Annotated in this window: 11 protein-coding genes; 4 read left to right on the top strand and 7 right to left on the bottom strand. The window is 75.0% G+C overall.

From position 1 onward, the window contains the following. Positions 1-647 precede the first annotated feature (647 nt). A complete protein-coding gene (locus tag ACU436_RS37680) occupies positions 648-1,406 on the bottom strand; it encodes a FadR/GntR family transcriptional regulator (protein ID WP_459031890.1) in 759 nt (252 codons plus the stop codon). A 230-nt stretch (positions 1,407-1,636) separates the two neighbouring features. On the opposite strand from ACU436_RS37680, the gene ACU436_RS37675 reads away from it, so the two are divergent. From ACU436_RS37675 to ACU436_RS37665, 3 genes are all read left to right on the top strand, one after another. After that, complete coding sequence (locus ACU436_RS37675) at positions 1,637-2,677, top strand: LLM class flavin-dependent oxidoreductase (protein WP_459031889.1); 1,041 nt, start codon at positions 1,637-1,639, stop codon at positions 2,675-2,677. A gap of 83 nt (positions 2,678-2,760) precedes the next feature. Next, positions 2,761-3,084, top strand: coding sequence for a hypothetical protein (locus ACU436_RS37670; RefSeq protein WP_459031895.1), 324 nt, complete (start codon positions 2,761-2,763; stop codon positions 3,082-3,084). Further along, positions 3,081-3,470 (top strand): SDR family NAD(P)-dependent oxidoreductase, encoded by a 390-nt coding sequence (locus ACU436_RS37665; RefSeq protein ID WP_459031888.1) that lies wholly within the window; start codon positions 3,081-3,083, stop codon positions 3,468-3,470. Before ACU436_RS37670 ends, ACU436_RS37665 begins: the two co-directional genes overlap by 4 nt. Here the strand turns inward: ACU436_RS37665 and ACU436_RS37660 are convergent. Together ACU436_RS37660 and ACU436_RS37655 are read right to left on the bottom strand one after the other, a co-directional pair. Beyond that, positions 3,460-4,368: a dihydrodipicolinate synthase family protein gene (locus tag ACU436_RS37660; RefSeq protein ID WP_459031887.1), complete on the bottom strand. Its 909-nt coding sequence runs from the start codon at positions 4,366-4,368 to the stop codon at positions 3,460-3,462. The genes ACU436_RS37665 and ACU436_RS37660 overlap by 11 nt on opposite strands. Before the next feature lie 32 nt (positions 4,369-4,400). Beyond that, positions 4,401-5,072: a GntR family transcriptional regulator gene (locus ACU436_RS37655; protein ID WP_459031886.1), complete on the bottom strand. Its 672-nt coding sequence runs from the start codon at positions 5,070-5,072 to the stop codon at positions 4,401-4,403. 126 nt (positions 5,073-5,198) lie between these two features. Here ACU436_RS37655 and ACU436_RS37650 point away from each other — a divergent pair, with 126 nt between their 5' ends. Beyond that, positions 5,199-6,542 carry an MFS transporter gene (locus ACU436_RS37650; protein WP_459031885.1) on the top strand — a complete coding sequence of 448 codons (1,344 nt, stop codon included), beginning with the start codon at positions 5,199-5,201 and terminating at the stop codon, positions 6,540-6,542. 10 nt (positions 6,543-6,552) lie between these two features. On the opposite strand, the gene ACU436_RS37645 is transcribed toward ACU436_RS37650, so the two are convergent. Genes ACU436_RS37645 through ACU436_RS37630 form a run of 4 tightly spaced genes read right to left on the bottom strand, consistent with a single transcriptional unit; the run spans position 6,553 to position 13,837 of the window. Then, on the bottom strand, positions 6,553-10,986 hold the full coding sequence (locus ACU436_RS37645; protein WP_459031884.1) for a hypothetical protein: 4,434 nt from the start codon (positions 10,984-10,986) through the stop codon (positions 6,553-6,555). Continuing rightward, a complete protein-coding gene (locus ACU436_RS37640; RefSeq protein WP_459031894.1) occupies positions 10,979-11,713 on the bottom strand; it encodes a hypothetical protein in 735 nt (244 codons plus the stop codon). Before ACU436_RS37640 ends, ACU436_RS37645 begins: the two co-directional genes overlap by 8 nt. Positions 11,714-11,769: 56 nt before the next feature. Beyond that, complete coding sequence (locus ACU436_RS37635) at positions 11,770-13,224, bottom strand: hypothetical protein (protein ID WP_459031893.1); 1,455 nt, start codon at positions 13,222-13,224, stop codon at positions 11,770-11,772. A gap of 49 nt (positions 13,225-13,273) precedes the next feature. Continuing rightward, positions 13,274-13,837 (bottom strand): hemerythrin domain-containing protein, encoded by a 564-nt coding sequence (locus ACU436_RS37630; RefSeq protein WP_459031883.1) that lies wholly within the window; start codon positions 13,835-13,837, stop codon positions 13,274-13,276. Positions 13,838-13,903 lie beyond the last annotated feature (66 nt).

Raw genomic sequence — 13,903 nt, 5'->3', positions numbered from 1 at the left:
ACGCCCGACAGGGCGCCCTTGAACTGTGAGAAGCGGCCCCACACACTGCGGGGCGTCCTGCTCACCACTGTCACCGATGTCCCAAGACATCGGTGTCACCGATGTGGTCGGACATGACACCGCTCCGGTGCGGCTCTGTGACCGCACTCGACGATCACGGTCGCCGCGGGATGGACCGCGGGGTGTTCAGGGCCGATCATGCGCCGCGAGAAGTACCTCAGCGTGGTCACGGCCGCGGCCGGGTGCAGCTCGCATCGACGACCGGTCGCACCGCTGCCCGGTGCGAGCATTCACCGGGGATCCCGCCGCGGTGGGCGCGCCGTACCCGACCGGCCGCGTCCTGCCCCGCCTCCCGCCGCCGGCCTCGCGTGCGTGCGCTCCGGTTCGTCGAACCCCTTCGCCTGGGGTGGGTGGCCGGGTTGGGCGCATTACCGAACCCTGGGGTTGCGCGGGCGGCCGTCCCCGACGTGGCGGCACGCCGGTTCTGGACGAGCCCGTTCCTGCCGGGTGCCCGCGGGCTATTCGGTGGTCCCGTCCCCACACCCACTACGGCCTCGGCGAGAGTCCGGGTGCATTCCGCGGATCCGACCCCGACTCGTCCACCGGCTCGGCGTCGCGTCCCTCGTCGGGTGGAGCCTCTCCGTCGGCTAACGCCAGTCGATGACCTCTTCCATCAGCTCCGGGCGGCGCCGGCGGACCCAGTCGGCGTACTCCTGCATGTGCTCGCGCATGAGCCGCTCGGCCTCCTCGGCCCGCCCGGCGGCGATCGCGTCGGCGATGGCGATGTGGACCTCGAGGACGTGGGTGCGCTCGTCCTTCGGGGACAGGGCGCCGCTCACCTGGTCGCGGAAGATGTCCTCCAGCGACACGCTGATCAGGTTGAGCACCGGGTTGCCCGACATCGCGGCGACCGTGCGGTGGAACTCGTTGGTGGCCTCGTAGTAGACGCGGTCGTCGTCCACCTGCGTGGTGCCCGGGTCGGCGAGCTGGCCCGTGAGCTCCTGCCCGCGCCGCTCGGCGGCCAGCCGCGCCATCATCGGCTCGAGGATGAGCCGCGCCTCGACGAGCTGCTGGAAGGTCATGCCGCCGAGGTGGAAGAAGAGGGTGGACATGCGCCCGTAGTCGCGGGTGCCGACCTCGATCACCATGGGACCGCCGTTGCGGCCCGGCTTCATCGTGATGAGGCCGTGCACCTCCAGGATCCGCAGTGCCTCCCGGAGGGAGCCGCGGCCGACCCCGTAGTCCTCGAGCATCTGCGCCTCGGAGGACAACAGCGTGCCCGGCGGAAGCTTGCGCGAGACGATCTCGTGGACGATCTCCTGGGCGAGGGCCTCCGCCACCTTGGCCCCGCGCTTGATCGACCGCGGCGCCGGGCCGGTCGCACGGGCGCGCGCTGTTGCTTCCATCCGTGCAGGGTATCGGGCCCGCGACGGAAACCCTGATATTGGTACGCCTCTTGTGTCCGCTACGAGCGCGCCCCTAGATTGATGCGCATCAATCGCAGGGAAATCGGTCGAGGAGGAGCTCGATCATGACGGTGGTCCCGGCCGCCATCGGGGTGCTGGTGGTGCTCCTGCCGCCCTCCCGCCACCTCGACAGCCGCCCGCTGGGCACCCGGTAACCGAAGGGGACGCACATGGTCCAGGTCGGCATGCTGCTGAGCGACGTACCGCGGTCGGTCCCGCCCGCCCAGCAGTTCCAGGACGTGCTGCGGATCGTCGGGGAGGCCGAGCAGAACGGGTTCTCCTACATCGCGATCGGGCAGCACTTCCTCTACGGCGACCTGCGGTGGATGCAGCCGGTGCCCTGGCTGGCGCGGCTCGCCGCGCACGTGTCGCCGGGCACGAAGCTGGTCACGCAGGTCATGATCGGCCCGCTGTACCACCCCGTGCTGCTCGCCGAGGAGATCGCGACGCTCGACGTCGTCACCGAGGGGCGGCTCGTCTTCGGCGTCGGTCTCGGCTACCGCGCCGAGGAGTTCGACCACCTCCAGGTGCCGTACGCGGAGCGGGCCGCCCGGCTGGACGAGATCCTCGAGCTGCTGCCCCGGCTGTGGACCGAGGACGAGGTCACCCACCACGGCCGCCACTACCGGCTCGACGGGGTGCGCCCGCACATCCGGCCGGTCCAGGAGCCGCACCCGCCGATCTGGATCGGTGCGTTCGCCAAGGCGGGCGCCCGCCGGGCCGGCCGGTACGCCACCGGGTACGCGGTGCCGCCCGAGCTCCCGCCGCCGGCGGTGGCCGAGCGCTACGAGCTCGTGCGGGCGGGCATGGCCGAGCGGGGCGTCCCGTTCGGGCCCCAGCCGCTGCGCCGCAACGTGCTGGTGGCCGACTCCGCGGAGGCCGCCGTGGCCGAGTACGCGCGCGTGGCGAAGGGCCGCTACGTCACCTACGCGCAGCGCGGCCTCGACGTGTTCGACGCCGGGCAGCTCGAGCGGGAGTTCGCCGAGGCCGTCAAGGGGCACGTCGTGCTCGGCACCCCCGACCAGGTGGTTGCGCAGCTGACGGACCTGGTGACGACCCTTCCCGTCGACCCGCTGCTCGTGCGCCCGCAGTGGCCCACGATGGACGCCGACGAGACCGTGGCCGCGATCCGGCGGCTGGGCCGCGACGTGCTGCCGTCGATCCTGCCGCTCCCGAGCCACAGCGACATCCCGCTGCTGGAGGCGCGGTGACGGCCACGGTCGAGCAGGCGGAGGCGGTCCGCCGCGTCCTGCACACCTACACGCTCGCCGTCGACACCTGAGACGTCGAGGCGCTGGGTCCGGTCTTCACCGCGGACGTGGTGCTGCACCGCGTGGACGGGGCGCGCACCGGCCGCGACGCCGTGCCGGAGTTCTACCGGTCGGTGTTCGACGGCGACGCCACCTGGACCATCCACCTCGTCACGAACGTGCTGGTCGACCGGGCCGACGGCGCTCTGACGTCCCGGGCGGCCTTCCACTCGGCCCAGCTGGCCGGCGACACGGTCGTCGACATCTACGGCCGCTACCGGCACCGCTTCGCCGACGAGGGCGACCGGCTGTGCATCGCCGAGAAGTGGATCGACGTGCAGCAGGTGTTCCGGCGGGCGGCCGCGTGACGAGCGGGGTGGTCGTCACCGTGGCGAACGCCGGGCACGCCCGGGCCGGCGACTCGGTCGGCTACCCGGGCGCCGACCGGGACGCGATGCTGCGCGTGCACCTCACCGGCGCGATGATCGGCGCCCAGCAGGCTGCACAGCGGATGCCCGCCGGCGGCGCGCTCGTGATGATGTCCTCGCTGAACGGCCTGATGGGCTTCCCGGGCCGCACCGCGTACGGCGCGGCCAAGGCCGGGATCGTGCGCGGCCTGGCCGTCGAGTGGGCGCCGCGCGGCCTGCGCGTCAACGCGATCGCGCCCGGGTCGATCACCACCGAGCTCTCCGCCGATTTGCTGCGCCGCGGGGTGATCGACGGCGGGTGGAGCGCCCAGGGCATCACGGCATGAGGACGGCCGTCGGAACAACCCCCGCGAGCCGGGCGATCCGCTCCAGCGCCGCGGGCGGGACGGCGGGGGCCGGCATGCGCAGGGTGCCGGCGCCGACGCCGAGGTGGTGCAGCGCCGCCTTGATCCCCTCCACCGTGCCGGCCAGGGCGTCCAGCACGGCGTCCGCCCGGACCTGCGCGGCCCGCTCGGCCTCGGGGTCACCCGCCGCCACGGCTGCGGCGAGGGCCGTGAACGGCTCCGGGAACGCCGCCGAGAGCCCGGACACGATCCCCGCCCCGCCGGCCCGCACGACCGCGGGGAGGGTGGTGTCCGCGCCGGACCACAGGCGGGCGCCGGCCGGCAACGCCGCGGCGTACTCGGCCATCCGCTCGTTCGCCGCGCCCGAGAGCTTGACACCGGCCAGCCCGATCTCGGCGGCGATCGTGCCGAGCTCGGCCGCGTCGAGGTCCACGCCCGTGCGCTCGGTGAAGAGGTACCCGTACACCCGCGCCGGGCCGGCCGCGTCCACCACGGCCGCCAGGTGGCGGGCCACGGCGGCGGTGTCCACGGGGAGGTAGTACGGCGTGAGCGCCGCGACGCGGCGGGCACCGAGCGCCACGGCGTCGCGGGTGAGCGCCACCGACTCGCGGGTGCTCGCCGCGCCCACGTGCACGACGACCCGGTCCGGGCCGTACGCGTCGAGCGCGAGCTCGGTGAGCGCGTGCCGCTCGGCGCGGTCGAGCGCGGGGAACTCGCCGGTGGTCCCGGCCACGAACACGCCGTCGACGCGCCCGGCGAGCGCGGCGTGGTGCGCGACCGTGGTCGCGCGGTCGAGCTCGCCGTCCACGTCGAAGAAGGTCGGGACGGCGGCCAGTACCTCGGCCCTCGACTGCGGAGCGCGCGCGGCGGGCTCGGGCATGGATCTCCCTCGGTCTCGGGTGTTCGGGCGGCTCAGGAGGCGCGCTGCGCGCGCCCGGCGAGCACCGTGCGCATGCGACCGCAGGAGCCGCCGAGGTGCTCGTCCAGGGCGTCGAGCGCCGGCCCGACGTCGCCTGCGCGGACGATCCCGGCGAGGTCGGCGTGGTCCTGCGCGATGGGGGTGAGGTCGCGGTCGGTGGTGTTGGTGACGGCGAGCATCGCGGCGAAGAGCGGCCGGTGCAGGGCCCAGGTGGCGGCGAGCCTGCGGTTGCCGCCGAGGTCGTAGAAGGCGCTGTGGAAGTCGAGGTCGGCGGCGGCGAACTCGGGCGGGTCGGCGGCGACGGCCGCCGAGCGCATCCGGGCCACCGCGGCGTCGATGGGTGTCCAGTCGACGCCCTCCCGCCGGGCGATCACGTCCCGGACCGCGCGGCCTTCGAGGGCGCCCCGCACGGCGTACAGCTCGACGATGTCGTCCTCGGTGAGGCCGCGGACGTGGACGCCGCGCCTGCGGGTCTCCACCAGACCCTCCAGCTCCAGCTGGCGCAGCGCGTCCCGGACCGGGCCGCGGCTCACCCCGAACCGCTCCGCCATCCACCCCTCGACGAGGTGGGTGCCCGGCTCCAGCTCGCCGCGCACGATCAACGCGCGCACCTGGGCGAGCAGCTGCTCTCCCAGCGGCGGCCGGTGGACGGGACTGACGATCATCGACGCTCCTCGTTCGGGTGCGGCCACCTTATGGGCCCGCGTAGTCGACGGTCAACGTCGACCGTTGACGGTTAACCGTAGACAGGTCATAGTTCCCGCACCACCCGCACTCGAGAGGGGCGTCGCATGGTCGCGACCGACGCGTTGTCCGATCGTCGCTACACCTGGAAGGTCACGGCGTCGAGCTTCCTGGGCAACACGCTGGAGTACTACGACTTCCTGGTCTACGGCACGGCTGCCGCCGTCGTGTTCCCCCAGGTCTTCTTCCCCGACAGCAGCGGGTTCGTGGCCACCCTCGCCGCGTTCGGCACGTTCGCCGTCGGTTTCCTCGCCCGCCCGCTCGGCGGCCTGTACTTCGGCCGCCGCGGCGACAAGCAAGGCCGCAAGTCCACCCTGCTGGTCACGCTCACCGTGATGGGCCTCTCCACGATCCTCATCGGGCTGCTGCCCGGGCACGCCACGATCGGCATCTGGGCTCCGCTGTTGCTCGTGGTGCTGCGCCTGGTGCAGGGCTTCGCCGTCGGAGGCGAGTGGGGCGGCTCGATGATCATCGTACTGGAGTCGGCGCCGCAGAAACGGCGCGGGTTCTTCACCGCGTGGCCCAACACCGGCGGGTTCTCCGCGCAGATCCTCATCACGCTGTCGTTCGCCTGGGTCTACACGCTCCCCGAGGCCGACCTCCTGTCGTGGGGCTGGCGGGTGCCGTTCCTGCTCTCGGCCGTGATCCTGGTCGTCACGTTCTGGATGCGGCGCAGCCTGTCCGAGACGCCGGTCTTCACCGGGTCCGTCGCCCCCGCCGCCGACACCGGCGCGGCGACCCGCGCGGGCACGATCGTCTCGACGTTCCGCGACGACTGGCGCAACCTGCTGCTGATCCTCGGCCTGCGCTTCTCCGAGTCGCTGCCCTACTTCCTGCTCACCGTGTTCGTCCTGTCCTACGGCAACAAGGCCCTCGGGATCGAACGCGAGACCCTCAACAACGCGATCCTCGTCGTCTCCGTGCTGGCGTTCGTCGCGCACGGCGCGTTCGCCGCCGTCTCCGACCGGATCGGACGGCGCCCGGTCTACTTCTTCGGCTCGGTGGTCGTGTTCGTGATGGCCTTCCCGTTCTTCGGGCTGCTGCACACCGGGTCGTTCCTGCTGATCACGCTCGGCTACGTCCTGGTGCTCAACCTCGGGCACAACGCGATCAACGCGGTGCAGCCGGCCTTCTTCGCCGAGCTGTTCCCGGCCGACCGGCGCTACACCGGCGCCGCCGCGGGCCGGGAGATCGCCTCCATCCTCGCGGGCGGGCTCACCCCGTTCATCGCCACCGCGCTCGCCGGACCGGACGGCACGCGCTGGCCGCTGGTGGCCGGCTACGTGATGATCGGCGCCGTGCTGTCCATGGTCGCGGTGTGGAAGGCGCCGGAGACGTTCCGCCGGGACCTGCGCGCCACGAGCACCACGCCCTCCTCCGTCAACGCCTGACGATCGCGGGTCAGCCCGGGATCGGCTCCGGGCGGCGGAACACCCGCGCCGACGCCACCCGGCCGCTCCCGTCGGGTGGATCCAGCTCGGCGAGCTGCCGCGCGATGCGATCGTCCACGGACAGGTACTTGCGGCCCGCCCGCAGGTCCGCGTCGTTGCGCAGCCGGATGATCAGCGGGAACGCCGACAGCGCGCCCGCGTCGAACAGGCCGGTGGTGTAGATCAGCTGTACGCCCAGCGCCCTGGCCACACCGAACTGCAGCTCCAGCAGGTAGCCCGCCGACGCGCGACCGATCGGGTTGTCCAGGAACAACACTCCGGCGTGCGCACGCCTGCCCTGCCCGCGCTGGTGGGCACGCAGGGCCGCCATCGTGCAATACAGGACGATCGCGGCCGTCAGCTGCTGCCCGCCGGAGAACACGTCGCGGATCTCCGACACCCGCAGCCGCTCGGTGCGCAGCACCGCGTCCGGCTTGAGCATCTCGACCCGCACGCCCTTCGGCATCGCCGCGCGCACGCCCCGCAGCAGCAGCGACATGCCGTCCCGGCGGTCGCGCGCGTTCCCGGCGCGCTCCCCCGCCATGCGGTCCACCACCTCGCCGAGCTCGGGCAGCAGCGCGGCGTCGTCGAGCTCGTCGAACCGGATGCGCAGGAACTGCTGGCCCGACCAGTCCGAGAGGCCCTCGGGCAGCTCGGACAGCCGCTGCGCGAGCCGCAGCGTGCGCAGGGCCTCGCCGACCATCCCGGAAAGGCGCGTCACGATGCCCGAACGGTGCCGGCCGATCGTGGCCAGGTCGTCCTCGAGCGAGCGCAGCCGCGGGCGCAGCGCCCGCTCCCACTCGCCCGCGAGCCCCGGCATGTCCGTGCGGGCCACACCGAGCAGGTGGCTGCGCACCGGGCTCGCCACGCTGGAGAAGCGGGTCTCCTGCGCGAACTGGGCCACCGCGTCGACCGCGCCGCGCACCGCCCGATCGGCAGCGGCCCGGTCCCGGGCGGCGTCGCGCACCGCGGCCCGCAGCTCCTTCCAGCGGCCCAGCGCGGCGTCGACATCGCCGGCGAACGGTGCGGCGCCCGGCTCCGCCGCGTCCACTGCGCCGTCGTCGAGGCCGGCGACGACATGCCGGAAACCCTCCGCCGACGCCTCCGCGGCCCGGCGCGCGGACCCGGCCGCGGTCGCCCCGTCCCGGGCGGCGCTCGCCGCACCGGCTGCGGCCCGCCGATCGTGCTCGGCCCGCTCGACCAGCCCGCGGCCGTGCTCGACGTCGGCCGGCTCCCCGTAGGGCTCGATCGAGTCCGGTCCCGCGGGGAAGCGGCCCGCCTCCCGCTTCGCCACGGCGAGCTCCGCGCCGGCCTCCCGCAGGCCCTCCGCGGACCGGGCGAGGGCGGACCGGGCCTGGGCCGTGGCGGCCCGCCGGGTGGCGGGGTCGGCGGCATCGGGCGAACGCAGCAGGGCGTCGGCGGCCGCACGCACCTCGGCCGGCAGCTCGTCGAACGCGGCCTGGGCCGACCGTGCCGCCCGCTCGGCGTCGCCGAGCCGGGAACGCAGGTCGACGTCGACCTCGGCAGCGGAGTATGCGGCCTCGGCGTTGCGGTACTCCGCGCGGAGCACCTCCAGGGCCACGTCGGTGCCCTCGGCGTCGAGCGCCGCCCCATCAAGGGGGAGCTCCGCGAGCTCCGTGCGGCTGGAGCCGGCCACCGCCTGCTGGCGGTCGCGGCTGCGGCGGGCCTCGTCGGCGTCGCGCCGGGCGTCGGCCGCCGCGGCGCGCGCGGCTCCGGCCGCCGCCTCGGCCCGTTCGACGGCGGCGGTGGCGGCCCGCACCTGCTCCTCCAGCTCCGGCCGCCGCCGCACCTCGCCCGAAAGCGTGGCGAGCGCCGCGGCCCGGGACCGGGCCGCCTCGACGGCCGCGGCGAGCCGGGGCGCGTCCTGCTCGAGGCGGTCGGCCCGCTCGTCGAGCCCGGTGACCTCGGCATCGGCCAGCTCGGCCTCGCGGGCGGCGTCGGCGACGGCCGAGCGCGCCGAGTCGGCGGCCTCGGCGAGCGCGTCGCGCTCCCCAGCCGGGTGCCCCTCCCGCCAGGCGCGCAGCCGGGCGAGGAGCCCGCGGTCGGTGTCCAGGGCGGCACCGAGCGAGTCCAGCGCCGCCGCGCGCTCCCGGGTCTCCCGCTCCAGCTCCGCGCGCACCTCGCCGGCCGCCGCCTCGTCGACCATGGCGGGGTTCGGCGGCACCACGAAGTCGACGCCCGGGGCGGCTGATCCGGCGCCGACCGCGGTGGTGGCACCGACGGCCACCGCGGCGCACGGCAGCAGCCGCGCCCGTTCCAGCTCCTCGCGGGCCCGCGAGGAGTCCTCGGCGTTGTTGAGCAGCACGCCCGCCACCAGGTGCGGGAGCCGCGCCACCACCGCCGCCCGCTGCACCTGTGGGAGCGTCGCGAGGTAGCGCCAGCCGGAGTACGCCGTGATCCCGGCCGCCTCGAGCACCCCGAGCACCTGCTCGATCTCGGCGGGCTCGGGGAGCAGCCCACCCTCGCCCAGTGCGCGCAGCGCCCGCGCGTCGCGGTCCTGAGCGGCCAGCAGGTCGGTGCGCCTGCGGTCACCGGCGCCGATCGCGGCGACGAGGCGCTCGTCCAGGGCGGAGGCGTCGGTGTCCGGCCGGATCTCCTCGACGCCCAGCAGCTCGGCGAGCCGCGGCTCGCCGGCCAGGGCGTCCCGGGCGGCCAGGGCGTCGGTGAGGGCGGCCGCCGCGCGTTCCGCCGCGGCGCGGGCGGCGTCGTCGGCGCGCCGGGCGCTGCCGCGGCGCTCGTCGACGGCGCGGCGGGCGTGCCGCAGGTCGGTCAGCTCGGCGTGCAGGGCCACCACCTCGGCCTGCGCGGCGTCGGCCTCGGCCTGGGCGGCGGCGCCGGCGGCGGCCACCTCGGCGCCCTCGGTGAGGTGGCCCGCGGTCGCGGCCACGGCCGTGCGGTGCTCGATCCGGGCCAGCTCACCGCGAGCCTGCTCGCCGGCCGCCCGGTGGGTGGCGGCGGCACTGACCTCGGCCAGCTCGGCCGCCCGCGCCGCCTCGGCGCGCTCGTCCGCTGCGGCCGCGGCCTCCTCGGCCGCAGCCGCAGCGGCGTCCGCCTCCCCCGCCATGGCCCGCAGCCCGGCGGCGAGCGCGCCCGCCGCCTCCTGACGCGCCCGCAGGGCCGGGCGCGCCCGCTCCTGCTCGGCGTCCACCACCCCGCGCAACCGGCGTGCCTCGGCCTCCGCGATGCGGTGGCGCAGCACCGGCTCGACGGCCTGCCACGCCGCCACGTTCCGTTCGGCCTCGGTGTGGGTGCGCCGGGCGGCCCCCTCGGCCTCCTGCGCGGCCACCAGCTCCAGCACTGCGACGCGGCGGCGCAGCTCGGTGGTGGTCTCCTGCAGCCGCCGCTCCCGCGCCTCGGCGGCCCGGACGCCCTCGTGCGCGGCGTCGTGCGCCTGCGTCGCGACGGCCAGCCGCTCGTCCTCGACGCCGCGGCGGGCCACGATCGCGGCGGCGAGCGTGCGGGCGCCGTCCTGCGCCGCCCCCTCGGCGAGCCGGGCGGTCGCCGCCGCCCGCTCGGCGTCGGTCAGCGGGCCGAGGCGGGTCAGCGTGCCGTCGACGAAGTCCCGTTCCTGTTCCAGGTCGGCCCGCTGCGCGAGCCGCGTGGCGTAGCCGGAGACGAGGTCGGCGAGGTTCTGCGGCTCCTCGGTGTCCAGCACGGCGCGCAGCAGGAAGTCGACGAACGCCTCGTCGGTGGGGAACGCGAACGCCTCCGCGGCCTCGCCCTCCCCCGCGTTCATGGCGCGCTGGTAGCGGAAGAGCTCGGGGTCGAGGCCGGTGTCGGCGAGGTGGCGCGTCCAGTCCCGGGGCCCGGTCTCCCAGACCAGGTCCAGCGCGGGCAGGTCGCGGTGCCGTGCTGCGAGGCGGTCCTTGAACCCGGTGGTCGTGACGCGGCGGCCGTCGACCGTGAACGGCAGGTCGTCGAGGCCGACGCCGGGGGCCGGCCGGAAGGAGTACCAGGCGGCGCCGAGCTTCTCCGGATCCAGCGACGTGACGTGCCCGCGCCACTCGGACACCTTGCCCGTGACGAGCAGCTGCCCGGTGCCGGTGTGCATCCACTCCAGAACCACGTGCGCGACGTCCTCGCCGAGCACGAACTTCTCGAGCACGGTGGTGCTCGTCGTGCCCACGACCTGCCGGCGCCCCGGCAGGAGCACCGAGAACACGAGCTTCAGCAGCACGGACTTGCCGCCGCCGTTCTCCAGGAACAGCACCGACGCCGGCGACGGGCGGCGCGGCACGCGCTCCAGGTCGTCGGGGGCGAACAGGTCGACCTGCCGCGCGGCCTGCACGGCGGGGCCGACGCCGCGCAGGTCGAGCGTGACGTCCTGGTAGCGGGCCCCGGGCGGGCCGACGGAGAACAGCCGGACGCGGGAGAGCTCATACATCGGGCGCCTCCAGACCGGCCGGGGCGCGCAGGGCACCGCCCGCCGTGGCCACCGGCAGCACGCCGAGCTCCAGCAGCTCGTCGAAGGCGCGCTGCGCGGCGAGCTCGCGTACCTGCACCTGGTAGCGGGGGGTCGTGCGGTAGGCGCCCTCGGTGCCGACGGCGACCAGGAAGCCCTGGTCGGCGAGGAACCGCAGCGCCTTGCCCACGATCCCGCGGGTGGTCGCCTCGCCCACGCGCCCGTCCTTGGTGGCCGTGGCCTCCGGCCTGCGCAGCCACGCCCGCCACGCCGCCTCCAGGTGCGGGGCGTCCGACAGCGGGTCGGCGTCGGCGTCGGCGGTGCGTTCCTCGAGCACGCGGCACGCCTCGCGGACGGCCCCGTCGACGTGGTCGACCGACACCCGGCCGACGTAGCTGTCGTCGCCGAGGTCGTCGGGCCGCGGGAACGCCAGCGCGGCGGCGGCGAGGTGGGCGAGGCCGTGCAGCATCTTGTCGGTCTGGCGGTTCTGCAGCACGGTGCGCCGCGCGTACTCGTCCATCCGGATCTCGAACACCGACTCCTCGACCGCGGCCAGCACGATCCCGGACTGCGGGCCCACCGCGAGCACCACGAGCCCCAGCCCGGCCGCGACGCGCTGCACCGTGTCGGCGAACCCGTCGTCGTCGCGGTAGCGGCGGACCAGCTCCGCGTAGCCCGCGTCGCGCGACGGCAACGACTTCGGGCGCATCCCGTGCGCGACGAGCCGCGCCGCGGACTCGACGTCCTGCGGCTGGATCTCGCGGCTCACGCGACCTCCTCCTCGACACCCGGTTCTGGGGCCAGGACCCCGGCCGTCGTGACGAGCAGGTCGGCGCCGCCGAACTCCGGGTCCCGCAGCACCGTGCCGTCGTCGAACGCGAGCAGGACGCCCGGGTCACCCTGGCTGCGCGCGGTGCCGACGCTCGAGCCCACCGCGTGCACGGCACGCAGCGCCACGAGCGTGGGCAGCTCGGGGTCGATCTCCCGCGCCTCGGCGAGCAGCTCGGACAGGCGCCGCGCGCCCCGGTCCGGGCCGAACAGCCCGGCGGCGTGGCGCCAGAGGTCCGCACCGAACCGTTCGACGGTGACGGGGGCGAGATCGGGCTCCGCGAGCGGCTCCCCCAGCGGGTCGCGCTCGACGGGCGGGGTCAGCAGCGTCTCCACCAGGCCCGTCAGGCTGGGCACGCTCGGCACCCGCACGCCCGCACCCGCGCCGAAGAACGCGGCGGCCGGCCCGGTCGCCGTGGCGGTGTCCAGGGCGAGGCAGGGACGCAGGAGCTGGCCGAACACGTCGATCGCCGCCCGCTTCGGGCGCCCGCTGAACTGCTGGCGGTCCTGCTCCGCCCGGAACGTCGCGCCGGCCTCCTGCAGCCGCGCCTGCAGCTGGGTGTGCCGCTGGATGCAGTCGCCCACGACGTCGACCAGCTCGGCGGCCTGCCGGCGGCGCCCGGGCTCGGTGGCCTCGTCGCGGGCGTCGGCGATGTTCGCGAGGATCGCGGTCTCGGCGCGGTAGCGCGACTCGATGTGGGTGAGCGCCTCGTCGAGCAGCTCGGGCACCGCGGAGAGCCAGTCCACCGACCGGACGTCGCGGCGGGTGGCGTCGAGCTTCTGACGCAGCGCCTCCGCGTACTGCACGGTGCGGTAGCGCGCCTGCTCCGCCGCGAGGCGGGCGTCGCCCAGCCGGCCCCGGCTGATCAGGTTCTCCAGCTTCACCTCGGCCGCGACCTGTGCCGACTCCACGTCGGTGTCCAGCGCGCCGACCAGCACGTTGATCGCCTCGTCGGAGGCGCGCAGGTACACCTCGCCGTCCGGGGCGGCCACCTCGACGAGCAGCTTGAAGTCGAAGCGGCGCCGGACGTAGCGGCCGTCGTCGGTGAACGTGCCGTAGTCGACCCGGAAGCCGCGGTCCAGGTTGCCGACGTTGATGAGGTTCTCGATCACCCACTGCGCGACGCGTTCGTGCTCGCCCACCGGCGCGCCGGGCACCTGCGCCGCGACGAACGGCCGCAGCCGCCGCACGACCAGGGCCTGGTCCGCGCCGTGGTCGAAGTCCATGGCGAGGGTGACCTGGTCGATCGCCTGCAGGGCGATCTCGGCCATCTGGTAGCGCGTGGCGTCGACCCAGTCCAGCCGGACCTTGCGGGCGTCCAGGTCGTGCAGCGGGGCGGTGCAGGCCAGCGCCTTGAGGCGGCGCGTGACCCCCTCGTCCACCGCCCGCAGAGCGCCCCCGTCCGACACCACGGAGGGGCACTCTACGGGCGGCCCGGCGTCAGCTGCCGCGGTGGGTGAGCCGGTCGCGCAGCCGGTCGACCAGCCCCACGCCGGGGCCCACGAGCTTGTGGAACAGCTCGGCGTTGGGAGCGTTCGGGTGCGGCCGGGTCGGCGCGACCTTCTTCGCCGTGTCCACCTTCCCCCGCAGCTCCACCAGCTCGTCGTGCGGGACGTGCTCACGCAGCTTCGGGAACTGGTCGGACTCCTCGTCGTGGGCGTGGTGGCGCAGCTGCTCGGTCATCGTCCGCACGAGATGGTCGAACAGGGGGTCGGTCGCCTCGACGGCCTCGAGCCGCTTCATGGTCGCCTCGAGCTGCTTGTGCTCCTCGATGTCGTGCTCGACCTCCTCGTCCCCGCCCGGAACGTGCTTGCGCATGGCCGGGTAGACGTACATCTCCTCGGCGATCGCGTGCCGCACGACCTCGGCGATGACGGTGTCGGCGATGTCCCGCTTCGCGGTGGGGTCGGTGCTCCTGGCGATGCGGTCGAGGAGGTCGAGCGCCTCGCGGTGGTCCGTGGTCAGCACGTCGACGACATCCGTGGTGGTGGTCTGCTGGGCCATGACGGGCTCCTTCCTGCGCGTTCGGGGAAACCCGGTGATACCCCGGCCCGCGCGCGATCAACCGGG

This window comes from Pseudonocardia wallangbongensis (assembly GCF_054486945.1).
This window is presented reverse-complemented; position numbering and strand designations above follow the sequence as displayed.

Bases quoted from the DNA above. Each gene is read 5' to 3' on its own strand.
- ACU436_RS37680 (WP_459031890.1), bottom strand. From the start codon at position 1,406: ATGGAAGCAACAGCGCGCGCCCGTGCGACCGGCCCGGCGCCGCGGTCG.
- ACU436_RS37675 (WP_459031889.1), top strand. From the start codon at position 1,637: ATGGTCCAGGTCGGCATGCTGCTGAGCGACGTACCGCGGTCGGTCCCG.
- ACU436_RS37660 (WP_459031887.1), bottom strand. From the start codon at position 4,368: ATGCCCGAGCCCGCCGCGCGCGCTCCGCAGTCGAGGGCCGAGGTACTG.
- ACU436_RS37655 (WP_459031886.1), bottom strand. From the start codon at position 5,072: ATGATCGTCAGTCCCGTCCACCGGCCGCCGCTGGGAGAGCAGCTGCTC.
- ACU436_RS37650 (WP_459031885.1), top strand. From the start codon at position 5,199: ATGGTCGCGACCGACGCGTTGTCCGATCGTCGCTACACCTGGAAGGTC.
- ACU436_RS37645 (WP_459031884.1), bottom strand. From the start codon at position 10,986: ATGTATGAGCTCTCCCGCGTCCGGCTGTTCTCCGTCGGCCCGCCCGGG.
- ACU436_RS37640 (WP_459031894.1), bottom strand. From the start codon at position 11,713: ATGCGCCCGAAGTCGTTGCCGTCGCGCGACGCGGGCTACGCGGAGCTG.
- ACU436_RS37630 (WP_459031883.1), bottom strand. From the start codon at position 13,837: ATGGCCCAGCAGACCACCACCACGGATGTCGTCGACGTGCTGACCACG.